At 66.0% G+C, this 22416-nt stretch carries 25 protein-coding genes; 16 read left to right on the forward strand and 9 right to left on the reverse strand.

Annotated features, from left to right (window positions below; genetic code table 11):
* Positions 1–20 precede the first annotated feature (20 nt).
* The 4 genes from PAF18_RS01480 (at position 21) to PAF18_RS01495 (ending at position 2460) form a co-directional block, all read left to right on the forward strand.
* A complete protein-coding gene (locus tag PAF18_RS01480; protein WP_271116879.1) occupies positions 21–509 on the forward strand; it encodes a Fur family transcriptional regulator in 489 nt (162 codons plus the stop codon).
* Entirely contained in the window at positions 506–1276 is a 771-nt protein-coding gene (locus tag PAF18_RS01485) for a metal ABC transporter ATP-binding protein (protein ID WP_271116880.1), read from the forward strand. Before PAF18_RS01480 ends, PAF18_RS01485 begins: the two co-directional genes overlap by 4 nt.
* Complete coding sequence (locus PAF18_RS01490; RefSeq protein WP_271118169.1) at positions 1269–2057, forward strand: iron chelate uptake ABC transporter family permease subunit; 789 nt, start codon at positions 1269–1271, stop codon at positions 2055–2057. Before PAF18_RS01485 ends, PAF18_RS01490 begins: the two co-directional genes overlap by 8 nt.
* 196 nt (positions 2058–2253) lie before the next feature.
* Positions 2254–2460 carry a hypothetical protein gene (locus tag PAF18_RS01495; RefSeq protein ID WP_434802233.1) on the forward strand — a complete coding sequence of 69 codons (207 nt, stop codon included), beginning with the start codon at positions 2254–2256 and terminating at the stop codon, positions 2458–2460.
* Positions 2461–2639: 179 nt separating this feature from the next.
* Here the strand turns inward: PAF18_RS01495 and PAF18_RS01500 are convergent, their stop codons facing one another.
* The 3 genes from PAF18_RS01500 to PAF18_RS01510 all read right to left on the reverse strand — a co-directional run bounded on the left by PAF18_RS01500 (position 2640) and on the right by PAF18_RS01510 (position 6239).
* Positions 2640–3359, reverse strand: coding sequence for a YjbF family lipoprotein (locus PAF18_RS01500; RefSeq protein WP_271116882.1), 720 nt, complete (start codon positions 3357–3359; stop codon positions 2640–2642).
* On the reverse strand, positions 3338–5473 hold the full coding sequence (locus tag PAF18_RS01505; protein WP_271116883.1) for a YjbH domain-containing protein: 2136 nt from the start codon (positions 5471–5473) through the stop codon (positions 3338–3340). The genes PAF18_RS01500 and PAF18_RS01505 overlap by 22 nt, the downstream gene beginning before the upstream one ends.
* A 169-nt stretch (positions 5474–5642) precedes the next feature.
* On the reverse strand, positions 5643–6239 hold the full coding sequence (locus tag PAF18_RS01510) for a COG3650 family protein (RefSeq protein ID WP_271116884.1): 597 nt from the start codon (positions 6237–6239) through the stop codon (positions 5643–5645).
* Positions 6240–6508: 269 nt separating this feature from the next.
* Between PAF18_RS01510 and dusB the strand changes: the two genes are divergently transcribed.
* The 5 genes from dusB to ntrX all read left to right on the forward strand — a co-directional run bounded on the left by dusB (position 6509) and on the right by ntrX (position 13814).
* Positions 6509–7543 carry a tRNA dihydrouridine synthase DusB gene (gene dusB, locus PAF18_RS01515; protein WP_434802234.1) on the forward strand — a complete coding sequence of 345 codons (1035 nt, stop codon included), beginning with the start codon at positions 6509–6511 and terminating at the stop codon, positions 7541–7543.
* Positions 7540–8649 (forward strand): two-component system sensor histidine kinase NtrB, encoded by a 1110-nt coding sequence (locus PAF18_RS01520; protein WP_271116885.1) that lies wholly within the window; start codon positions 7540–7542, stop codon positions 8647–8649. Before dusB ends, PAF18_RS01520 begins: the two co-directional genes overlap by 4 nt.
* Before the next feature lie 4 nt (positions 8650–8653).
* A complete protein-coding gene (locus tag PAF18_RS01525; RefSeq protein ID WP_271116886.1) occupies positions 8654–10084 on the forward strand; it encodes a response regulator in 1431 nt (476 codons plus the stop codon).
* An 83-nt stretch (positions 10085–10167) separates the two neighbouring features.
* Positions 10168–12432 carry a sensor histidine kinase NtrY-like gene (locus PAF18_RS01530; RefSeq protein WP_353620672.1) on the forward strand — a complete coding sequence of 755 codons (2265 nt, stop codon included), beginning with the start codon at positions 10168–10170 and terminating at the stop codon, positions 12430–12432.
* Complete coding sequence (gene ntrX / locus PAF18_RS01535) at positions 12429–13814, forward strand: nitrogen assimilation response regulator NtrX (protein ID WP_271116887.1); 1386 nt, start codon at positions 12429–12431, stop codon at positions 13812–13814. The genes PAF18_RS01530 and ntrX overlap by 4 nt, the downstream gene beginning before the upstream one ends.
* A gap of 105 nt (positions 13815–13919) precedes the next feature.
* Here ntrX and PAF18_RS01540 read toward each other — a convergent pair whose 3' ends face one another.
* Positions 13920–15179, reverse strand: coding sequence for a lytic murein transglycosylase (locus PAF18_RS01540; protein WP_271116888.1), 1260 nt, complete (start codon positions 15177–15179; stop codon positions 13920–13922).
* A 104-nt stretch (positions 15180–15283) separates the two neighbouring features.
* Positions 15284–15610 (reverse strand): DUF8846 family protein, encoded by a 327-nt coding sequence (locus tag PAF18_RS01545; protein WP_271116889.1) that lies wholly within the window; start codon positions 15608–15610, stop codon positions 15284–15286.
* Between the two features lie 40 nt (positions 15611–15650).
* Here PAF18_RS01545 and PAF18_RS01550 point away from each other — a divergent pair, with 40 nt between their 5' ends.
* Complete coding sequence (locus PAF18_RS01550) at positions 15651–16118, forward strand: YbaK/EbsC family protein (protein WP_271116890.1); 468 nt, start codon at positions 15651–15653, stop codon at positions 16116–16118.
* Positions 16118–16858, forward strand: a complete 741-nt coding sequence (gene recO / locus PAF18_RS01555) for a DNA repair protein RecO (RefSeq protein ID WP_271116891.1) — start codon at positions 16118–16120, stop codon at positions 16856–16858. Before PAF18_RS01550 ends, recO begins: the two co-directional genes overlap by 1 nt.
* On the opposite strand, the gene PAF18_RS01560 is transcribed toward recO, so the two are convergent.
* The 3 genes from PAF18_RS01560 to rpsU form a co-directional block, all read right to left on the reverse strand.
* Positions 16818–17189 (reverse strand): META domain-containing protein, encoded by a 372-nt coding sequence (locus tag PAF18_RS01560; protein ID WP_271116892.1) that lies wholly within the window; start codon positions 17187–17189, stop codon positions 16818–16820. The two genes, recO and PAF18_RS01560, sit on opposite strands and share 41 nt — an antisense overlap.
* Positions 17176–17592, reverse strand: coding sequence for an META domain-containing protein (locus PAF18_RS01565; protein ID WP_271116893.1), 417 nt, complete (start codon positions 17590–17592; stop codon positions 17176–17178). The genes PAF18_RS01560 and PAF18_RS01565 overlap by 14 nt, the downstream gene beginning before the upstream one ends.
* Before the next feature lie 163 nt (positions 17593–17755).
* Positions 17756–17962, reverse strand: coding sequence for a 30S ribosomal protein S21 (gene rpsU / locus PAF18_RS01570; protein ID WP_090524370.1), 207 nt, complete (start codon positions 17960–17962; stop codon positions 17756–17758).
* 96 nt (positions 17963–18058) lie between these two features.
* Between rpsU and PAF18_RS01575 the strand changes: the two genes are divergently transcribed.
* From PAF18_RS01575 to PAF18_RS01585, 3 genes are all read left to right on the forward strand, one after another.
* Entirely contained in the window at positions 18059–18703 is a 645-nt protein-coding gene (locus PAF18_RS01575; RefSeq protein ID WP_271116894.1) for a COQ9 family protein, read from the forward strand.
* Entirely contained in the window at positions 18700–19692 is a 993-nt protein-coding gene (locus PAF18_RS01580; RefSeq protein WP_271116895.1) for an NAD(P)H-quinone oxidoreductase, read from the forward strand. Before PAF18_RS01575 ends, PAF18_RS01580 begins: the two co-directional genes overlap by 4 nt.
* Before the next feature lie 74 nt (positions 19693–19766).
* Positions 19767–20678: an SDR family oxidoreductase gene (locus PAF18_RS01585; protein ID WP_271116896.1), complete on the forward strand. Its 912-nt coding sequence runs from the start codon at positions 19767–19769 to the stop codon at positions 20676–20678.
* Positions 20679–20681: 3 nt separating this feature from the next.
* On the opposite strand, the gene PAF18_RS01590 is transcribed toward PAF18_RS01585, so the two are convergent.
* Positions 20682–21341 carry a ribonuclease T2 family protein gene (locus tag PAF18_RS01590; RefSeq protein WP_271116897.1) on the reverse strand — a complete coding sequence of 220 codons (660 nt, stop codon included), beginning with the start codon at positions 21339–21341 and terminating at the stop codon, positions 20682–20684.
* A gap of 105 nt (positions 21342–21446) precedes the next feature.
* On the opposite strand from PAF18_RS01590, the gene PAF18_RS01595 reads away from it, so the two are divergent.
* Positions 21447–21617, forward strand: a complete 171-nt coding sequence (locus tag PAF18_RS01595; protein WP_271116898.1) for a hypothetical protein — start codon at positions 21447–21449, stop codon at positions 21615–21617.
* Between the two features lie 4 nt (positions 21618–21621).
* Positions 21622–22389: a DUF1013 domain-containing protein gene (locus PAF18_RS01600; RefSeq protein ID WP_271116899.1), complete on the forward strand. Its 768-nt coding sequence runs from the start codon at positions 21622–21624 to the stop codon at positions 22387–22389.
* The last annotated feature ends 27 nt before the right edge of the window (positions 22390–22416 follow it).

Genomic DNA, 22416 nt, shown 5'->3' on the forward strand with positions numbered 1-22416 from the left:
GTGGAATGTTATAGTATCACATGAGCAGAGTGTTTGAACGCCACGATCATCATGCCTGCGCCGATGCGGCAATGGCCCGCGCCGACCGGCTTGCGGCGGAGCAATCTTTGCGCCTGACCCCGGTGCGCCGCCGGGTGCTGGAGATCCTGCTGGAGCAGCATCGTGCAATGGGCGCCTATGACGTGCTTGAGCGGCTGGCGGCGGAGGGTCTGGGCAAGCAGCCTCCGGTCGCATATCGGGCGCTGGATTTTCTCGTCGAGCATGGGCTGGCCCATCGCATCCAGCGGCTGAATGCCTTTACCGCCTGTGTCGGGCGGCATGACGATGGCGAGGCCCCGGCTTTTCTGATCTGCCGAAGCTGTCAGAAAGTGGCTGAAATGGATGCCGCCTCGCTGCGTGGCGATCTGACCGGACGCGCGGCGGAGGCCGGCTTCGCGGTCGAGCGCGCGACGATCGAGGCGCTCGGGCTTTGTGCGCGATGTGCGCAGGACGAGGCGGGCGCGGCATGAGCGGCAATACTCTGATCGCGGCGCGCGGGCTGACCGTGCGCCATCGCGGGGCAACCGGGCCGATCCTGCGCGCTGTGGATTTCACCATCCGCGCCGCAGAGATCGTGACGGTGGTCGGGCCGAACGGTTCAGGCAAGTCGACGCTGGTGCGTGCGGTGCTGGGCCATGTGGCGATAGCGGCAGGGGAGGTGCGGCGCGCGGACGGGCTGCGCATCGGCTATGTCCCGCAGCGGGTCCATATTGACGACCGCATCCCGTTGAGCGTGCGGCGCTTCCTGTCGCTGCCGCGCCGTGTTGGCGATGCCGAGGCCGCCGCGGCGCTGTCGCGCACCGGCGTGGCGGGGCTGGAACGGCGCGAGATCACCCGGCTCTCGGGCGGGCAGTTCCAGCGGGTGCTGCTGGCCCGCGCGCTGCTGCATAAGCCTGGGCTTCTGGTGCTGGATGAGCCGACGCAGGGGCTGGATCAGCCGGGGATCGTGGCGTTCTATCGGCTGCTGGAAGAGATCCGGGCGGAATCCGGCGCAGCGGTGCTGATGGTCAGCCACGATCTGCTGGTGGTGATGCGGGCCTCGAATCAGGTAATCTGTCTCAACGGTCATGTCTGCTGCCATGGCACGCCGGAGCATGTCAGCGCCGCGCCGGAATATCAGGCGCTGTTTGGCGCGGATTCGGCGCAGACGCTGGCGCTGTATCGGCATGACCACGATCACCATCACGACGACACACAGGGCGAGCGGCATCATCGCGGGGCACATCACCATGCTTGACGATTTTCTGGTGCGTGCCGCGATTGCCGGGTTCGGCCTGGTGCTGGCCGCGGGGCCGCTGGGCTGTTTCGTGGTCTGGCGGCGCATGGCCTATTTCGGCGACGCGACCGCCCATGCAGCGATCCTCGGCGTGGCGCTGAGCCTCGGCTTCGGGGCGCCGGTCTATCTCGGGACGCTCGGGGTGGTGCTCGTGATGGGGTGGCTGGTGGCGCATCTGGCCGGGCGCGGCGAGGCGGTGGACACGGCGCTGGGGGTGCTGGCGCATGGCGCTCTGGCGGCGGGGCTGGTCGCGGCGAGCTTTGTGCCGGGGTTGCGCAACGATCTGAATGGCTGGCTGTTCGGCGATATTCTAACCGTGCAGCGCGCCGATCTGATCTGGGTCTGGGCCGGTGCCGGTTTCGTGCTGGCGCTGCTGGTCTGGCGCTGGCAGGCGATGGTGACGGCGACGGTGAATGACGAACTGGCGATGGCGTCGGGGATAGACCCCGCACGCGAGCGGCTGATCCTGACATTGGCTATGGCGGTCACCGTGGCGGTCGCGATTCGGGTTGTGGGGGCGCTTCTGGTGTCGGCTCTGCTGGTGATTCCCGCCGCGAGCGCCCGTGGAATCGCCCGTAGCCCGGAACACATGGCCGTGATTTCGGTGCTGATCGGGCTGGCTTCCGTTGCGGCAGGTCTGGCAGCGAGCCTGCAGGCCGACACCCCGGCAGGGCCCTCGATCATTGCTGCAGCGGCGCTGTTCTTCCTGTGCCTGCTGCCATTTCGGCGGAGTTCGGCATAATTGTCACATCCCCGACGGATGGCCCCGCAGCGGCCGGAACCAGGGCCTTTGGGGGGTGTTGTGAAATATGCAACAGTTGAGGCAAACCCGCTGGGGATTTGAATTAATCCGACTTTCAAAGCCAAGCAGTTTGTGAGACTGTCGCCCCGATGCTGCTGTAATTGGCAGCTTTCACAAGACCAAACGGAGCATGATCATGACCAAATTTGCTACCTTCGCTGCGGCCCTCGGCCTGACCGCTTCCTCGGCTCTGGCCGGCGGCTATGTTGAGCCCGTCGTTGAAGTCGAGCCGGTTGTCGTCGACGCCGCTGAGCCGGCTTCCTCGAACGCTGGCCTCGTTGTCCCGGCCCTGCTGCTGCTCGGCGTCATCGCCGCAGTCGCTTCGGACGACGACGACTCGTAATCTTCGTCCGCAAGGACTTGATTTCGGAAGGGCTGGCCGCTGCGCCAGCCCTTTTCCGTTGCGGGGCCTCGCATCGCTATTCCGGACACGGGCACCACTGCGGCAAGCGCGGTGTCCTGCAAAGCAAAACGCCCGGCCAGTTCAGGCCGGGCGTTTGCCGTCAGAATAGACGCGATCCGTCAGGGGCGGATCGTCTGGATGGTCACATAGCCCAGCTCCGGGCCGATCCATTGCCGCGAGACGGGGATCTGGCCCGAGGCGGTGACCAGATAGCTGTTCTGCACCTCGACACCGCTTGCATCGCAGCTTTCGACGATCTGCGTCGCAGACATGCTGGCTCCGCCAAGCGCAAAGCTCTGGCCCTGCCCGGTGGCGATGCTGCATTGCATGGGCAGCGGACGCTCGACGCTGTCGCCGCCGATATAGCGGTTGATCCGGCTGGCCTGACCCGAGCGACGGGCGCGGATCAGCGCGGCGCTGTTCGCAACCTCCGCCACCGAGAGATCGTTGCCAAGCCCCTTGGTGCCCACCAGCATCCCGCCGCGCATGATGAGCGCCTGCTCATTCGGGGTCATATAGGTGCGCATCCCGTTATTCTCGCCCACCATCGCCATCACCTGAGTGGTGCCGGCGCTTTCGAGATTGACAAGGATCAGCGGGTTCGGGTTCGCCGCCAGCGCGCGGGCCGCCATCTCTTCGGGGCTGAGCTGCGGCGCAGCTTCGGCAGCCTCGCCACGCCCGGTCACGCGGGCGATCGCCGGGGCCGCGGTCTGGCTCAGCTGGCCGAGGATGGTCTCGTTGCTTTCGTCAGAAGAGCCGCAGCCGGTCAGCAGCGACACTGCCGCCGCAAGCATCGCCGCAGGTTTCATCACGCCGTTCATCGCCAGAATTTCCCCCATCCGTCGTAAAGTTCCCCGGTATGGCTGTCGCGGACAGCCTCATAGAGCCGGCCATCCACACGCAGCCTTGCGCCGCCATCGCGCGAGAGCGACCGCACATCGCTGACCGCGCGTTTCTTGGACGGGGTTCCGGTGGCCCAGCTGAGCGGGATCGACATGACCACGCCTTTGTCAAAGGAGCCTTCGCCGAAATCCTCGGTGCTCATATCGGTCTTGGTGACATAGGCGCCGATGCGCCAGCCATTTTCGAATTCGCGGTTCAGAGCGACGGTGGCCCCGACATCGCCGGCAAGATATTTGCCCGCGTCGATCTGGCCCCAGACCCCCTGACCGAAATCGTAATAGGCCGAGACATGGCCGGTGGTCACTTCGTAGTCGCGGAAGTCGAGCAGCTGGTCGAAATCGCGCTTGCGCACCCGGTTGATCTCGGCGCCGAGCGCCAGACGGCTGTCCACCGGCTTCCACAGCGCTTCGGCCGAGACGCCGCCATAGGCGCGTTCCAGCAGGCCGAAGGTCACCCGCGTATAGGTGGTCGGCGTCGGCTTGGCGAACCAGGACAGGGTCAGTTCCGGAATATGCGGGTCGCTATTGCCCGAATACATCCGCCCGTCCGAGCGCACTCGCGGCACGCCGTTCTTGTTGGTGTCGCTGCCATCGGCGAGATATTCCTCGGGGGTCAGCTCGTCCGGGGCCTCCTGATCGGCAGAACCGAAGGCGCGTTGACGCAGCGCGCCGGACAGCACCAGACCGGGCAGCGGTTCATAGCGGGCCCGAACCTCACCGCCGACTTCGTAGCGCCAGGATTCGTCGGGGTCCCAGAGGCCGATATTCAGATAGGGCCGCAGGCTCCAGGAGAATTTCGGATAGAGCCCCTCGGTCATGACCAGACCGCCCGGTCGCGGATCGGCATTCACGATCTGCGCCTCTTGCGCGATGCGGGCAGAGGCGGTGTTCTCCAGCCGCTCGATATCCGAGCGTTGCAGCACCACAGACGAGGCCGGCATGCCGTTTTCGACCGAGGTGATCACGAAGGTCTCGACCGAAGGCGGCAGGGCGCGCGTCATCAGCCGCGCGCTGCGCCCGATGGCCTCGGATTGCAGGTTATAGCGGTTGTTGCGGATGCGGATCTCGGCGCGATTGGCCGAAAGCGCCATGGACTCAAGGGTCTGCCCCTCATTGGCGAGCGCCTTGCTGAGCGCGTTCTGGATCACCGGCTGCGCTGTGGCGTCGGCGGTCCAGGCGCCGGACCATCCGTCCGGATCGGCGGAGGGCGCCGGACGCGGGCGGACCGGCGCGGGGGCGGGTTCCAGCCCAGAGGGATATTGCGATTCCCGTGCATTCAGCGCGACCGAGCCGCGAATGCCGATCACATCGCTGCCAATCGTATAGGCGCCGATCTGATAGACATCGCCGATCCGGTAATTGACACCGAGATTAAACTTCGACTCCGGCTCATCCGCGCCGCCGCCCTCGACCTCGGGCTGATAGTCGTCATGCGAATATTCGGCGAGCACGGACAGCCGGTCCGTTGCCATCCATTCGACCGACGCGAAGGGTTTGACCGAGCCGGTAAACCAGTCGTCGATATTGGGTCGTCCGCCCTCATCCTCGTAATCGGTGCGCCGCCAGTCCCCGGCAAGCCGCCCCCAGCCGAGACCGCCGCTGACGCGCAGCCGCGGCGAGACGGTCTTGGTGGCGACGAAATATTCGCCGGAATAGACGCCGGTCCCCATGAAGTCGCGCAGGCCTATGGCGACCGAGGGCTGCCAGCCATCTGCCTCGGTCAGAAGCTGATACTGCACGTCGAAGCTGCGATCCTTCAGCGCGTCGCGTTTTGGGTCGATCCCCTCGATCCGCGAATAGCGCAGCGCCGTGGTCAGGCGCGGCTTGGGCTGGAAGGACAGGGTGACGCGGCGACCGAAATCGCTGCGGCTGACCGTCGCGGCAAGCTCACCCTCGGGGGGGGCGACGGCGCTCGGCGTGTCGATCGCGCCGGGCATGCCATAGGTGTTCAGCGTCTGCCCGCTGGTCGGCCCGGCCCCGCCAAGGGCGGATACGGAGGCCGTCAGAAGAGCGGTGGAAGTCAGAAGCAGCGGACGGAAACGGCGGCGCATGGATGATGGTCCTCGGCAATAGATTGCGGCGACTATAGGCGGGGCAGGACGCGGGGCCAATGGCGGGCGGGCATTTTCTCGGGCGGAAAGCCGAGGCTGTTGCGCTTATGTCCGGCCGGGCCGCGCGCGCCCGACCGACATGCAGCAGCACGAGGCGGCCCGGTTCGGCTCAGCTCTGATCCGGACGCGGCGCGGGCGCATCGGCGGACGCAGCGGGCGCGGCCTGGGCGGGGCCGGCGCAGCCCTGAAGCCGGCGCGCGCCGACGCGGAGCGTGGCGGTCATCGGGAAGGCCTCGCCCGACATGGTGTCGGTGCAGTTCACGCTGCGGATATTTAGCGAAAACGGCCCGCCATTCAGCTCGCCCACATATTCAACGCCCTGACGGTAGACGAGCCGGTTGACGGCGATATTGCGACCCGACTGGTTTTCCGGCGTGGCATATTTCGCGGTTCCGTTGGCGACATCGACGCGCCAGAACGGCTCGTTCCCGCGCGCGAAGAAGGCAGCGGTGTTGAGCGTCTGCGATTCCGCGGTGGCGACGGCGCTGCGATTGCCTTCGACCTCGATCGGCACCTGGGTCGGCGACACTTCCGGCGCGTTGAAGGGGCGCTGCATCGGATCGACGGGTTCTGCCTCGGCCTCGGCCTGCGGATCGGGCGTGGCGTCGAGCGGCTGATCCCAGGGCATGCGCAGATCCTGCATGGCCTGTTCGTCGCAGGCGGCGAGCGCGAGCGGCAAAAGCGCCAGGGCGAAGCGAAGTTTCATCTCTCTGTCCTTCGTTAGAGTTCCGGAGCGTTCTTAGGTCTTGGCTCTTTCGCCTGCCATAGCTTAATCCGGCACTGCGCGGCAAGCTTCCCGCCAACAGCAGCGACCCGCACCCGGCTCCGACGCCGCAGCGACACGGTGCGGGCTGTGCCTTGCCTGTGGTCAGATGCCGGATATTTGCCTATTTGTTGAGCAACGACCTCGGTGCGCAAGGCGGCTGTGCGCGTGGGCTGATTGAAAAAGCCGCAGCGGCGCGGCCTTTTGACGTGATGGAGACCAGGATGACCCCGATTTGCCACGATCCGATCCGGCTCGGTCAGGTGACGATCGACATACCGGTGTTTCTCGCGCCGATGGCCGGGATCACCGATCTGCCGTTCCGCCGGGCGGTGGCGCGGTTCGGCGCGGGTCTGGTGGTCAGCGAGATGGTCGCGTCGAGCGAGATGGTGACGACGCGCCCCTCGCCCCGCGCCTCGGTGCGGGCCAAGGCGCTGACCGAGGGGGCGACGCCGGTCTCTGTCCAGATTGCCGGCCGCGAGCCCGCGCCGATGGCCGAAACGGCGCGGATCGTCGCCGGGATGGGGGCGAGGATCATCGACATCAATATGGGCTGTCCGGCGAAAAAAGTGACGGGCGGTCTGTCCGGCGCGGCGCTGATGCGGGATCTGGATCACGCGCTGAGCCTGATCGACGCGGTGGTCGGCGCGGTCGATCTGCCGGTCACGCTGAAGATGCGGCTCGGCTGGGACGATGCCTGCCTGAACGCGGCCGATTTGTCGGCGCGCGCCCGCGATGCCGGGGTGCGGATGCTGACCGTGCATGGGCGCACCCGCGCCCAGTTCTACAAGGGGCGGGCCGACTGGGCGGCAATCCGCGGTGTGGCCAATCTGCCTGGCCGGCCTCCGCTGGTCGCCAATGGCGATATCGTCGATGCGGACTCGGCTTTGGCGGCGCTGGCGCAATCGGGCGCGGACGCGGTGATGATCGGGCGTGGCGCGCAGGGCGCGCCCTGGAAGCTGGCAGAGATCGCCCATGCCCTGCACGGCACCCCCGCACCCGAGATCCCGCGCGGCGCGGCGCTGGCCGATCTGGTAGCTGCACATTACGAGGACATGATCGGATTTTACGGGACCGATCCGGGGCTGCGCGTCGCGCGCAAGCATCTTGGCTGGTATGCCGATGCCAATGGCGTGGCGGCCGGCAAGCCAGAGCTGTTTCGCGCCGCAAGCGCCGCCGAAACGCTGCGGCTGATCCGCGCCATCTTCGCCGACAGTCCCGGACCGCAGGAAAGAGCCGCCGCATGACGATCCTGCCCGGTTTCATCCTCGGCCCGAGCTTCGACGCGCTGCCGCTGCCGGGGCTGATGCTGGACGGGGAGGGGCGTCTCGTCGGGCTTAACGATGCTGCCGAGCAATGGTTGAACCTGTCGCGGCGGCTGGCGCTCGGGCACCGGCTGGCCGAGGAGCTGATCGAGGCGCGGCTGCGCATCACCCCGGCGCTCGACCCGCTTGTCGCGCGCGTGCGGGCGACACAGGCGCCGGTCGGTCAGCCGAGAATGCGCTTCGATCTGGGCGACCGATCGGGCGGGCATGCGCCGCGCTTCGGCGATGTGCATCTCGGCCCCGCCCCCGAGGCGCTCGCGGGCGGTGTCGCGGTGCTGATCGCGCCCACCGATGCTGCCGAGGGTTTGGCGCCGGGCCACGCCGCCCGCCGCGCGGCTCGCCAGGCTGTCGGCATGGCCGAGATGCTGGCCCATGAAATCAAGAACCCGCTGGCCGGGATTCGCGGCGCGGCGCAGCTTTTGTCGATGAGCGCCGCGCCGGAGGATCGCGAACTCACCGATCTCATCGTCGTCGAGTCCCGCCGGATCGTCGCGCTGCTGGAACAGGTCGAGCGTTTTGGCGACACCACCGCCCCCAATCTGCGCGCGGTCAATCTGCATGACGTGCTCGAGCGCGCGCGGCGCTCGGCGGCGCTGGGATTTGCCCGCGATCTGGACCTGGTGACAGATTATGATCCCTCGCTGCCCGATGCGCTCGGAGATGGAGACAAGCTGATACAGGTGGCGCTTAACCTGCTGAAAAACGCCGCCGAGGCGCTGCAACGTGGCCCCGGCGGACGGCGCATCCGTATCCGCAGCCTCTATGACGGGGCGCTAAGGCTGTCGCCGTCGCCGGATGCCCCTCATGGCCGCGCCCTGCCGCTTCAGATCGAGATCGAAGATGACGGTCCGGGCATCCCAGAGACGATCTCGGCCCAGATTTTCGAACCCTTCGTGTCGGGGCGCGAGAACGGCACCGGGCTGGGGCTGTCACTGGTGTCGAAAATCGTCGCGGATCATGGCGGCTGGCTTCGGTTCGAGTCTCGGCCGGGACGCACCGTTTTCCGCATTTCTCTACCAAAGGCTTGATTTTATGGACGGAACCATTCTGATCGCCGATGACGACCGAAGCATTCGCACCGTGCTGAGCCAGGCGCTGACACGCGCGGGGTGCCGGGTTCATGCCACTGGGAGCCTCCAGCAACTGCTGAAATGGGTCGAGGAGGGGCGCGGCGATCTGGTGGTGACCGATGTGATGATGCCGGACGGCAACGGGATCGACACCATCCCTGCGATCCGCCGCGCACGCCCGGCGCTGCCGGTGATCGTGATCTCGGCGCAGAACACCATCGTCACCGCCATCCGCGCCACCGAGGCGGAGGTGTTCGATTATCTGCCCAAGCCCTTCGACCTGCCCGATTTGCTGGCCCGCGCGCGCGACGCGCTGTCGCGCCGGCCGCGGCAAGCCGAGCTGACCCCGCAGGTGCCGCAGAGCCCGCCGACCGACCTGAGCACGTCCGAAAGCCCCAAGGAGGGCACGCTGCCGCTGATCGGACACGCGCCGTCGATGCAGGCGCTGTTCCGGCTGGTGGCCAAGGTGCTGAACGCGGATCTGCCGGTGATGGTCAGCGGTCAGGCCGGGGTCGGCAAATCGACAATTGCCCGAGCGCTGCATGATTTCTCGGATCGTAGCTCGGGGCCGCTGCGGGTTCTGACCCCCGCCGATGGCGCGTCGGAAGCGCTGTCTGGCGCGGTGCAGGCGGCGCGTGGCGGCAGCTTGCTGATCGAGAACCCGGCCGGATTCGATTCCGCGGCGCAGACCCGGCTGCTGGCGCTTCTGGAGCAGCTTGACGGGATGAACGACGCGCCGCGGCTGATCTCGACCGGCGGGCCGGATCCGCAGCAGGACATGGATGAGGGCCGGCTGCGGCCTGACCTGTTCTATCGTCTGGCCGGCGCGACCATTTCGGTTCCACCGCTTGCGGCGCGTCGCGACGACCTTCCGGCGCTGGCGCGGCACCTGATGGCGCGCGCCACGGCGCAGGGGCTCGCCGGGCGCGAGCTGCCCGACGCCGTGCTGGCCGAGCTGCGCGGTCAGGACTATCCGGGCAATGTCCGCCAGCTTGAAAATCTGATCCGGCGGCTGGCGCTGACCGGATCTGGCCCGGTCAGCGTCGAGGAGCTGACCGAGATGCCGGGGCTTCCCGCGCCGATGCGTGGAACCGCCGAGCCCCAGCGCGCCTCGACGAATGGGCGCGGTCAGGGCCGGGCGGGGCAGCTTTCCGCGTCGGTCGCGGAGCATCTTCAACGTTATTTCGACCTTCATGGCGATGCGCTTCCGCCACCGGGGCTTTACGACCGTATCCTGCGCGAGATCGAAGTGCCGCTGCTGGAAATCGCCCTCGACGCGACCGGCGGAAACCAGCTTCGTTGCGCGGAATTGCTGGGGATCAACCGCAATACGCTGCGTAAGAAGCTCAGCGATCTGAATATTCAGGTGACACGCCGCCGCCGGGTGATGTAAAACGGTCACAGGGACGCGCAGAACGTCGCGCCCGTGCAACAAGATGCCGCCAAGAAGCGGCGCAGACCGAGCAGAGCGAGGCCATGGCAGCACCCGGCCTGACATCCATGCGCACGTCGCGGCTGGCCGACAGGCTGGCCCGGCTGGCGGCGCGGCGCCGCTGGCGCACGGCGGCGACGCTGACCATCGTGATGGTCGGCGTGTTGCTGGGCGTGGCAACCGTCGCGGCGCTGATTTTCGTCGGCATTGCGGGCGGATCGCGGGTGCTCGGCCTGATCCTCGTGCTCGATTTCGTCTATCTGCTGTTCCTGCTGGGGATGGTGTTGACCCGGCTCGCGCAGATGATCGCCGCGCGGCGCCGTGTGCGCGCGGGTTCGCGGCTGCATGCCCGGCTGGTCGGAATCTTCGCGCTGATCGCGATGGTGCCGACCGTGCTGGTGGCGCTCTTCGCCGGGGTGGTCATCAATATCGGGCTTGAGGGCTGGTTCTCGGACCGGGTCCGCGAGGTGGTGACCAACGCGCAATCCGCCGCGATCGCCTATCAGACCGAGCATCGCGAGGATCTGACCGAGGACGCAACCTATATCGCCTCGGTCCTGCGCCGGGCCGCCGCCGCCGATCCGCTGATCGGAGACGGCGATCTGCGGCTTATCCTGACCGAGCAGCAGGCAGGTATCCAACGTGGTCTGCGCGAGGCCTATGTGATCGACGCCGCGGGGGCGATCCATGCCCGCGGCGAGCGGTCCTATGACTTCTGGTATGTCGATCCCACGCCCGAACAATTCGACGCTGCCCGCGCCGACGGGGTGGTGCTGATCGAAGATTGGAATCAAAACGCGTTCCGCGCGCTCGTGGCGCTGCCACCGCTGGCCGACCGCTTCCTGTATGTTGCGCGTGACGTGGACGGGCGTCTGCTTGGCCTGCTGGACGAAACCCGAGAAACGATCGGCGAATACCGCCAGCTGGAACAGGACCGGGGCCGGGTGCTGCTGGAGTTCTCGCTGGTCTATCTCGGCTTTGCGCTGCTGCTGATTGCGGCGGCGATGTGGTTGGCGCTGTGGTTTGCCGACCGGCTGTCGCGGCCAATCGGACGGCTCGCCGAAGCGTCTGAGCGGGTCGGCGAGGGCGATCTGGACTTGCAGATCCCCGAACCGGATACGGGCGATGAGATCCAGACACTCGGTCAGAGCTTCAACCGAATGACCCGCCAGCTCAAGGCACAGCGCGAGCAGCTTGTCGAGACCCATCGCAGCAGTGAAGAACAGCGGCGGCTTTTCGATTCCGTGCTCTCCAGCGTCACGGCGGGGGTGATCGGGCTGGATGAGGAAGGCGATGTCGATTTCATGAACCGCTCGGCGATGCGCATGGTCGGGGTCGATCCCGCGCGCGACCATGACCGTCCCCTGGGCGAGGTGGTGCCGGAATTCGCGCCGCTGCTCGAACGGCTTTCGGGCACCGTCAACGAGTCGGTGCAGGACGAGATCCGGCTGGTTCGCGACGGCCGCATGGAGAGCCTGCTGGTCCGGCTGGCGATGCGGCACCGCGCCGATGGCGGGCTGGAAGGCTATGTGGTGGCGTTCGACGATGTGACCGATCTGGTCAGCGCGCAGCGCATGGCGGCCTGGGGCGATGTCGCCCGCCGCGTCGCCCATGAGATCAAGAATCCGCTCACCCCGATCCAGCTTTCGGCCGAGCGGTTGCGGCGAAAATTCACGCGCATCGCGCCCGAGGGGGCCGAACGCGAGACGGTGGATTCCTATGTCGATGTCATCATCCGCCAGACCAACGATCTGCGCCGGATCATCGACGAGTTCTCGCGCTTTGCCCGGATGCCAGAGCCGGACCGGCGTGAGACCGACATCGCCAAGTTGCTGCGCGATACGGTGCTGCTGCAACAGGATGCGGTGAACGCGGAACTTATCACGGACATTCCTGCCAAGCCGCTGCGTATCGATTGCGACCCGACGATGATGGCGCAGGTCTTCACCAATCTTCTCAAGAATGCCTCGGAAGCGATTGACGGGATGCGCGACGCCCCGCCCGAGGGCTGGCAGCCGACGATCCGCGTCGAGATGGAGGAGGGGCCGGATTGGGTGGGTATCACCATCGCCGATAACGGGCCGGGCCTGCCCGAGGACCGGTCGCGGCTGTTTGAGCCCTATGTGACGCTGAAACCCGGCGGCACCGGGCTCGGCCTGCCCATCGTCAAGAAGATCATCGAGGAACATGGCGGCGGTCTGACCCTGACCGACGCCCCCGAGCGCGGCGCTATGGCCGAGATCCGCCTGCCGCGCGAACGAAACCCCGTGCGCTTCGCACGCAAAAACAAAGAGCAGGACGTGACATGAGCGACATTCTGATCGTTGACGACGAAAAGGACATCCGCGAGCTGATCGCGGATATTCTTCAGGACGAGGGTTTCGTGACCCGCACCGCAGCCAATTCGGACGAGGCGGTGGGGGCGCTCAACGAGGCCGAACCGGCGCTGATGATCCTCGACATCTGGCTGAAGGACAGCCGCATGGACGGGATCGACATTCTCAAGCAGGTCAAGCGCAACAACCCCGATGTGCCGGTCATCATCATCTCGGGGCACGGCAATATCGAAATCGCCGTCGCCGCGATCCGGCAGGGTGCCTATGACTTCATCGAAAAGCCCTTCAATATCGACCAGCTTCTGGTGGTCATCAACCGGGCGATGGAAACCAACCGGCTGCGGCGTGAGAACGCTCAGCTTCGCCGCGGCGATGTGAAGGCGGCGGACATGCTGGGGAGCTCGGCTTCCTTCAAACGGATGCGCGACCAGCTCGACAAGCTGTCCAAATCCAATGGCCGTGTGATGCTGACCGGCGAGCCGGGCGCGGGCAAGGAACTGGCGGCGCGCTATATCCATTCGCACAGCCCGCGCGCTGCGGCGCCCTTCGTGGTCGTGCCCTGCGCCACGATCGAGCCCGAACGCATGGAAGAGGTGTTGTTCGGTCGCGAGAGCCCGGATCGCGGGGTCGAGCCGGGGCTGCTGGAACAGGCGCATGGCGGGGTGATCTATTTCGACGAGGTGGCCGACATGCCCCTGGGCACCCAACCCAAGATCCTGCGCGTGCTGACCGAACAGCAATTCGCCCGCGCCGGTGGCTCGGACAAGGTGCGGGTCGATCTGAGGGTGATCTCTTCGACCAATCGCGACCTGACGGCAGAGATCGCCGCCGGTCGCTTCCGGCAAGAGCTCTACGACCGGCTGAACGTGGTGCCGCTGGTGGTCCCCTCGCTCGCCGAGCGGCGCGAGGATATCCCGATGCTGGCACTGCATTTCATGCAGCAGATGCATGACGAACAGGGTCTCGCGATGCGCGAGCTTTCCGATGACAGCGCGGCGGCGCTTCAGGTGATGGACTGGCCGGGCAATATCCGCCAGCTGCGCAACGTGATCGAGCGGGTGCTGATCTTGGCCGAGGATAGCGGTCCCATCAACCCGACGGAATTGCAGGGGCAGAGCGCCGAAGGCGGCGGTGCCGATACGCTGACACTCGGGCCCCGCATCACCTCTCTGCCGCTGCGCGAGGCGCGTGAGCTGTTCGAGCGGGAATATCTGGTGAACCAGATCAACCGCTTCGGCGGCAATATTAGCCGCACCGCGCAATTTGTCGGGATGGAGCGCAGCGCGCTGCACCGCAAGCTGAAATCGCTCGGAGTGGTCGGCGGTCGCGCGGTCGAAGAGGAAGAGACCGTCTGAACCTGCCGGTCCCGGACAGAAAAAAGGCGCGGGGTTGCTCCTGCGCCTTTCTTCATCCTGATCGAAATATCCCGGGGGTCCGGGGGCAGCGCCCCCGGCCTCGTCTCAGGTCGCCTGCTGCAACTGCTTGAGCAGGGTGGTGTTCGCATAGCCGTCGGGCTCGACCCCGATGCGGCGCTGGAACGCCTTGATCCCGGCGATGGTGTTCTCGCCGATGGCGCCGTCCGGCTCGCCGACATTATAGCCCAGCCGGTTCAGCAGACGCTGCACCTCTTCCTTCTGATTATGGGTCAGCGACCCGGCCGCGCGGGGGAAACTGCCGACGATGCCCGGCCCGCCGCCGATGCGGTTGGCCAGCATTGCAACGCCCAGCGAGTAATTGTCCGAAGCGTTATAGGCCCGCAGTGCCATGAAGTTGCGCGTCACCAGGAAGGCGGGGCCGGAACGCCCTGCCGGCGCGATGATCCCGCCTGCCGGAAGCGACTGCCCGCTGACCGAGCGCACGCCCTGCGCGGCCCATGCGCTGCCGGATTTGGTGTTGCTGCGCCCGGTCTGGCCATAGTTGAAGCCCTGGGGCAGGCGCACCTCGACCACCGCCGGCAGGCCCGTGACCCAGCCCGACCGCTTCAGATAGGCCGCCGTGGACGCAAGCGAATCCGTCGGGTCATCAGACCAGATGTCGCGACGTCCGTCGCCGGTGAAATCGACCGCATATTCCAGATAGGAGGTCGGCATGAACTGCGTGTGCCCCATCGCACCCGCCCAGCTTCCCAGCATGCCGGACGGGTTCACATCGCCCGCCTGGATGATCTTCAGCGCCGCAATGAGCTGTTTCGAGAACATTTCGCCACGCCGCCCGTCATAGGCGAGGGTCGCCAGAGAGGGGATGATCTGCATCTTGCCGCGATTGCCGCCGAAATTCGATTCCATCCCCCAGATGGCCATGACGATATTCCGGTCAACGCCATAGCGCCCTTCGATCTGGCTCAGCGTGCTGGAATAGGTCCGCGCAAGTCCGCGGCCCTTGGTGGTGCGGCTGTCCGATGCAGCGCTGTCCAGATATTCCCAGACCGGGCGATTGAACTCGGCCTGCTTGCGGTCCAGCCGGATCACCTCGGGATTATAGCGAGCGATACGCATCGCATTGTCGTAAGTCGCGGCGCTGACGCCCGAGGACAGGGCGCGCGGGCGGAAATTCTGGATCCAGTTCTGCAACCCGGCCTCGGAGGCCGGCGAGGCGGCGGGGATCGGCTCTGGCGTGGTCGAGGACCCGGTCGAGACCGAGCCGACCGGCGCCGTGGCGCAGGCGCTGAGAATGGCCAGCGCGGCCGCCGAAATTGTCAATCTGGTGATGGTTCTGCTCATCTTATCCCTGCCCTTTGAAGGTGATTTACGGGCACGATAGCGCAGCTCAGTTGTCAGGAAAACCGGGTGGTGCAGCGCCGGGGGCGTCGGCGGAAAATCGCCGATCAATGCTGCGGTCGCTCATCGGCGAAAAATGGCTCTATTTGCGCGACGATCACCGCGTTCTCGTCGAGGGCGCGCTGCATCAGGGCCCGGTCCTCTTCGCCGATTTCGTGGCCTTCCGCTTCACGCTCTTCCAGCGTGCCGTAGCCGGTGACATCCAGCGGCGCCATCTCGGCCTGTTTCAGGATCGCGACGGTCTCGCGGACCGCTTCGTCTTCGTCCTTTCCCGAGGCATAGCATAACAGCCCCGCCCCGGTGGCCCGTCTGGGCAACCCGTCCCCTTCCGAGCGGCCGACCTGCACCAGCAGCGTATAGACTTGTTGCGCCATCCGCGCCCCCTTAACTCTTGGTTCAGCAAGGGAGTGCGTGATGAGCAAGAGTTTGGCAAGGGTCGAAGCCGCGCTGCGAGAGGCCGGGATTGCCAGTGAGATCCGCGAGATGGGCGATACGCGCACCGCGGCGGATGCAGCGGCGGCGGTGGGCTGCGCGCTGGACCAGATCGCCAAGTCGATCATCTTCCGCGGCGAGAGCAGCGGGCATGTCGTGCTTTTTCTCACCGCCGGGGGAAATCGCGTCGATGCGAAGAAGGCCGCCGAACTGGCGGGAGAGCCGCTCGGAAAGGCAGATGCCGCGCTGATCCGGGCCGAGACGGGTTTTGCCATTGGCGGTGTCGCGCCGCTCGGGCATCTGTCGCCGGTCGCTGCCTATCTTGACCCGCGCCTCACCGAGTTCGCACGGGTCTGGGCCGCCGCGGGGACGCCGCGCCATGTGTTCGCGATATCTCCTGACGATCTCATGCGTGTCAGCGGTGCACGCGCGGCCGATTTCACCGCCTGATGGAGTGGCGCGGCGAAGCCACGGTAATTGCGCGTCGCAAGCATGGCGAACATGCGGTGCTGTTAGAGGTGCTGAGCCTCGATGCGGGGCGTGTTTCGGGCATCGTGCCGGGCGGGGCGAGCCGGAAAAAGGCGGCGATGCTGCAACCCGGCAATCGCGTGGCGTTGTCGTGGCGGGCCCGGCTGGAAGATCAGCTTGGCACCTTCACCGCCGAACCGGCGGGGGCCCGGCCCGGTCTTCTGGCCGACGCGGCGGCGCTTGACGGCATGAACGCCACCGCCGCCCTGCTGCGCTTCGCCCTGCCGGAACGCGACCCGCATCCGCGCTTGGCGCAGGCTTCGGAAACGCTCTGGGATGCGATGGATGCGGGCGCGGACTGGGCCGAGGACTATCTCCGCTGGGAAGTGTTGTTGCTGGACGAGATGGGCTTCGGACTGGACCTGTCGCGCTGCGCGCTCAGCGGGGCGACCGAGGGGCTGAGCTATGTCAGCCCCAGCACGGGCCGGGCGGTGACGGCGGCCGCGGCGGGGGATTATGCGCCGCGCCTGCTGCGCCTTCCGAAGATACTGGGCGGTCCGCCCAGCAATGATGAACTCGGCCATGCGTTGCGGCTGACCGGTCATTTTCTGCATCGCTGGCTGGCGGCGGAACATGTCGCGCGGCCCTTGCCCGCGGCGCGCGACCGGCTGGTGGCGCGGCTTACTCGGCCCGGAACCTCATCACGTGATCCGGCCCGGTAAGCGTCAGGATGCGACCGTCACGCGCCGCGATGGCCGTCTGTTCCAGCGCGCCGAAAAACGTATCCTCTCCGGTTTCGGCAAGGCAGGCGCGGCGGGTGATCGCGATGGGCCCGAGATCGACCTGCGGCCAGTCCGAGACATTCTCGCTGCGATAGAGATTGCAGGGGCCCTGTCCCGACACGCTGTTTTGCGCGATGTGCAATGTGGCGCTGCCCGGGATCGGCGCGCCGTCGATGTCGAGCAGCCGATAGCTGCCCTCGAAACCCGGAGGCGTCTGCCCACATCCCGCCAATAACAGGCCCCCCGCCAGAACAAGATCAGAAAACTTCATCGCCGCGTGCCTCTCTGGGTTCGAAGATCATCTGCAAGCCGGGTCCGCTCAGCACAAGCCGGCTGCCGTCACGTTCGATCACCTCTGCGCGGGGCAGCAACGCGAGATACTCCGCCTCTGCCTGCTGGCGGACCGGGTCGGCGCAGGCCAGTTCCGTCGTCGCGATCTCCTGCGCGCCGAAGGCGGGAGCGGTGCCTGCGCGGGCACCGGAATAGGCGTTGCAGGGCAGCACCCCGCTCAGCCGGTCGCCGTCGAGCCGCAGCGAGACATCCTGCGCAAAGGGCAGCCCGTTGAGCTGCGTCAGCTTCCAGTCGATCCCATCGATTCGCTCGGCCTCGGGCAGGGCCGGGGCCTGGCAGGCTGCGAGCAGTCCCGTGAAGACAAGCGTAGTTAGCCTTGTCATATCCGTCTCCGTCATTTCGCGACAGGATAGAGGCTTGCGTGGCGTGCTGCATCCAAATTTGACGTGAACCGAGGCGGTGCGTGCCGATAAGCTGCCTCGCAGAATGGAAAACCCCCGCCGGCCGGGCCTGCGGGGGTCTTGAACCTCAATCGGTCCGCTTGTCTTACAGAGCGCCTTCGCGCTGTGCCTTTTTACGGGCCAGCTTGCGGGCGCGGCGCACGGCCTCGGCCTTTTCACGGGCCTTCTTGACGGAGGGTTTCTCGAAATGCTGCCGAAGCTTCATCTCGCGAAACACGCCTTCGCGCTGAAGCTTTTTCTTCAGGGCGCGCATTGCCTGTTCGACGTTGTTGTCGCGAACGTTAACCTGCATGTGGTTGTCACCACCTTCCTAGGTTAGAGTTGATCGAAATTGCAGGAAGCGACGATATAGGGCGATTTTGCCCTCTTGTCCAGCCCGGAGGAACCGATGACCGACACACGCGACAGGCTTGCCGAGGCAGCCATCACACATGTGCCCTTCGACGGGATGAACATCAAGGCGGTGCGCGCGGGCGCGAGAGATCTGGGCCTGTCTCCGGATATCGCCGAGGCATTCTTTCCAGGCGGCGGCGCGGATCTGGCGGGCTGGCTGCACCGGCGCGGCGACAGCAAGCTTGCCGACTGGTTGGAAACTGCGCCCGGCGGAAAGATCCGGGACCGCATTGCCGATGCGATCATGTTCCGGCTCGAGGCGACGGATAAGGAGATGGTTCGCGCCGCGTCTTCGGTGATGGCGCTGCCGCAAAACCAGCCGCTTGCCGCCAGGCTGGTCTGGGAAACCGCCGATACGATCTGGGACGGGCTGGGCGATACGTCGCGGGATGTGAACTGGTATTCCAAGCGCGCGACGCTCTCGGCAGTGCATTCGGCCTGTGTGCTCTACTGGCTGGGAGACAACTCCGAAGGTTATGCCGACACGCGGGCCTTCATAGACCGGCGCATCGACGGGGTGATGCGGTTCGAAAAGCTGAAGGCCAGCGCTCGGAAGATCCCCGGCGCGACCATGCTGGCCGATCTGGCGACCGGCTGGATCCGCGCCCCGAAATCCGCTGATGAGGGAGGACAGGCATGACGCTGCCCGACGCAATGCGCGCGATAGAGATCGCCGAACCAGGCGGCCCCGACATGCTGGTCGAGGTTCAGCGTCCGGTGCCGATGCCCTGCCATGACCAGATTGTCATCCGGCTGGCATATGCCGGGGTGAACCGCCCCGATGTGGCGCAGCGTCTGGGCAATTACGCCCCGCCGCCCAACGCCTCTGATCTGCCGGGGCTGGAGGGCGCGGGCGAGATCGTCGCCGTGGGCAGCGGGGTCACCGGCTGGAAGCCCGGCGACCGGGTCTGCGCGCTGCTGCCGGGCGGCGGCTATGCCGAATATGTCGCCTGCCACCATCTCCACGCGCTGCCGGTGCCCAAGACGATGTCACTGCGCGAGGCGGCGGCACTGCCCGAAACCGCCTTCACCGTCTGGTCGAATATGGTTATGCGTGGCGGCTTGCAGGCGGGCGAGAAGTTTCTCGTGCATGGCGGCTCGTCCGGGATCGGCACGATGGCGATACAGGTGGCGACGGCGCTGGGCGCGCGGGTCTGGGCGACCGCGGGTACCGATGAGAAATGCGCCGCCTGCAAGGATCTGGGTGCCACGCCGATCAACTATCGCGACGAGGATTTCGTCGCCGTCATGCGCGAGGCGGGCGGTGCCGACCTGATCCTCGACATGGTTGGTGGAGATTATATCCAGAAGAACCTCAAATCGCTGGATATGGACGGGCGGCTCGTCCAGATCGCCTTTCTTCAGGGGCCTAAGGCAGAGATCAATTTCGCCCATCTCATGACGCGGCGGCTGACCATGACCGGCTCGACGCTGCGGCCCCAATCTGACGCGGCGAAGGCACGTATCGCGGCCGAGCTGCGCCGCCATCTCTGGCCGCTCATCGAGGCCGGGCGGGTGCGTATCCTGATCGACAGCGAGTATGATCTGGCCGAGGCGGCCGAGGCGCATCGACGCATGGAGAGCAGCGTCCATATCGGCAAGATCGTGATGCGGGTGGCCGGGGATTGATCTTTCGCAGGGGCTGAAACTCCCGGCATGGCGGGGTCGTTGAACGGAATATGGTTTCTAGAAGGATCATCTTCATGGCTGACGACCACGCCCCCGACCAACCTTTCCGCAGCGGCGCGCTGAGCGATCCGCGCTTGCCGCGCCCCGACTTTCCGGCGCAGGAGCAGGCGTTCCCGGGGCTTGCCTCGAAAATGGACCCGCTCCCGGATCATGGCGAGGAAAGCTATCGCGGGACAGGGCGACTGGCTGGAAAGCGTGCCCTTATCACCGGCGGCGACAGCGGCATCGGGGCTGCGGCGGCCATCGCCTATGCGCGCGAGGGGGCCGATGTGGCGATCAACTATCTGCCCGAGGAACAGGAAGATGCCGACCGGGTGATCGCCGCAATCGAGGCTGCGGGCCGCAAGGCCATCGCCATACCGGGCGACATCACCGACGAGGCGTTCTGTGCCTCGCTGGTGGAGCAGGCCGTTTCGGGTCTGGGCGGGCTGGATGTGCTGGTGAACAATGCCGGGCGGCAGCAGTTCTGCCACGATCTCGCCGATCTCACGACCGAGTCCTTCGATGCGACGATGAAGACCAATATCTATGCGCCGTTCTGGATCACCAAGGCAGCGCTGCCGCATCTGGAAAGCGGGGCGTCGATCATCATCACCTCGTCGGTGCAAGCCTTCTCTCCGGCAGGGATCCTGTTCGATTACGCGCAGAGCAAGGCTGCGAATGTGGCCTATGCGCAGTCATTGGCCAAGCAGCTCGGGCCGCGCGGGATCCGGGTGAATGCGGTCTGCCCCGGTCCTTACTGGACGGCATTGCAGATCTCGGGCGGTCAGCCGACCGAGAAGGCCGCCGAGCACGGAAAGTCGCAGCCGCTGGCCCGCCCCGGCCAGCCGGTCGAGATCGCGCCGATCTATGTGCTGCTGGCTTCGGATGAAGCGAGCTATATCACCGGAGAGTATTTCGGCTCGGTCGGCGGTAGCGGGCTCTGACGCTCAGCGCACCTGTTCCATGATGACGGCCTCGCGGCGGCAATCCTCGCGCACATCGGGGGCGCAGTCGCGGGGCTGAAGATCGCGGGTGAGGCAGATCCTCACCTCCTGCAACGCCTCGCTGCGGCAGGTGACGGTGATGCCATCTGCGGACATGGCGGGGTTATATTCCATGAAAGCCTGCTCGATCAGTGCCGGCGGGATCGAGATATCCTTGTCCAGATCGACAAAGTATTCGGGCAAGGCGACAGAACCGAATGCCTCGCGCGAGGTTTGATAGTAATCCGCTGCCGACAGCCCCGAACAGCGCCCGTGTTTCTGCCACTGATACCAGGCGAGCCCGCCAGACCCCATGATGTCGGCCATGGCCTGAGACTGCGCCCGCGACGGGTCGCGCTCGGCGGTGCGGCAGTTCTGCGGCCAGCCTTCCTCATATTGCGGCCAGAGCCCGTGCAGCACGAAATCCACCTTGCCGCCGGTCTCGCATTGGGTCGCGCCGCGCTTGTCGCCATCGGCGCGGCACCAGCTAGGGGACCAGCTTAGCGCCATCACATAATAGTCGAATTCGCCTGCACGATGCGATTGCGCGGCGCCGGAAAGCGGCAAGGCGGCGGCAAACGCGGCGGCGATGATGGCCATGGCGGCGGGCGCTGTGCGAGGCATTCGGAAACTCCGGTCTGACGCCGCATTCTTAGCCGGAAGTCGCGGCGGAGGCGAGCGTCTCGTTGCGCGCTGCACCGGCCAGTGGCGCCGGGCAAAAACCGCCGAATGGATATTTTTATCAGGATGAATCCGCGCGATGTCCTGCAAAAACCCCCGAAAACCTCTTTTCCTTGGCCGCGCATCGGCATATATACCGCTGCAATTCCCCAGAAAACGTGGACTGGCAGCCGCCAAAAAGCCGTTTTCCCGGCCGGGAGAGATATGCGCAAGGAGTGATCCGATGAACAAACCGCTGATGGCCAAAGCCACTGCCGTCTGGCTGATCGACAACACGACGCTCAGCTTCAAGCAGATCGCCGATTTCTGCGGCCTGCACGAATTGGAGGTGCAGGGGATCGCCGATGGCGACGTTGCCGCCGGCGTGAAAGGGTTCGATCCCGTGGCCTCGCATCAGCTCGATCACGAGGAAATCGAAAAGGGGCAGGCGGATCCGGCCTATAAGCTGAAGCTGAAATACAACCCCGCCGCCGAGGGCGAGGAAAAACGTCGCGGGCCGCGCTATACGCCGTTGTCGAAGCGGCAGGACCGTCCGGCGGCGATCCTCTGGCTGGTCAAGTTCCACCCCGAGCTGGCCGATTCCCAGATCGCCAAGCTTGTCGGCACCACCAAGCCGACCATCCAGGCGATCCGCGAGCGGACCCACTGGAATATCCAGAACATTCAGCCCATCGACCCGGTGGCGCTGGGACTGGCAAAACAGACCGAGCTGGACGCTGCAGTGCAGAAAGCCGCGAAGAAACAGGCTGCCGATGGCGGTGTGATGTCGGATGACGAGCGCCGCAAGCTGGTCTCGACCGAAACCTCGCTGTCGATGGAGGACGAGCCCCGCCTGCCGAGCGCGATTGCCGGCCTGGAGAATTTCTCGCTGTCCAAGGATGAAGACGGTGAGGAAAAGGAGAAGGAGCGCGAATATGACGCGGAGAGCTTCTTCAACCTGCCGGATTCGGGTGACGACACAGATGAGGATGACGGCGACGACAAGCGCTGAGTCGTTCGGAATGATGCAAAAGGCCCC

The sequence above is a fragment of the Paracoccus sediminicola genome, assembly GCF_027912835.1.
In the GTDB taxonomy this organism is placed as follows: Bacteria; Pseudomonadota; Alphaproteobacteria; order Rhodobacterales; family Rhodobacteraceae; genus Paracoccus; species Paracoccus sediminicola.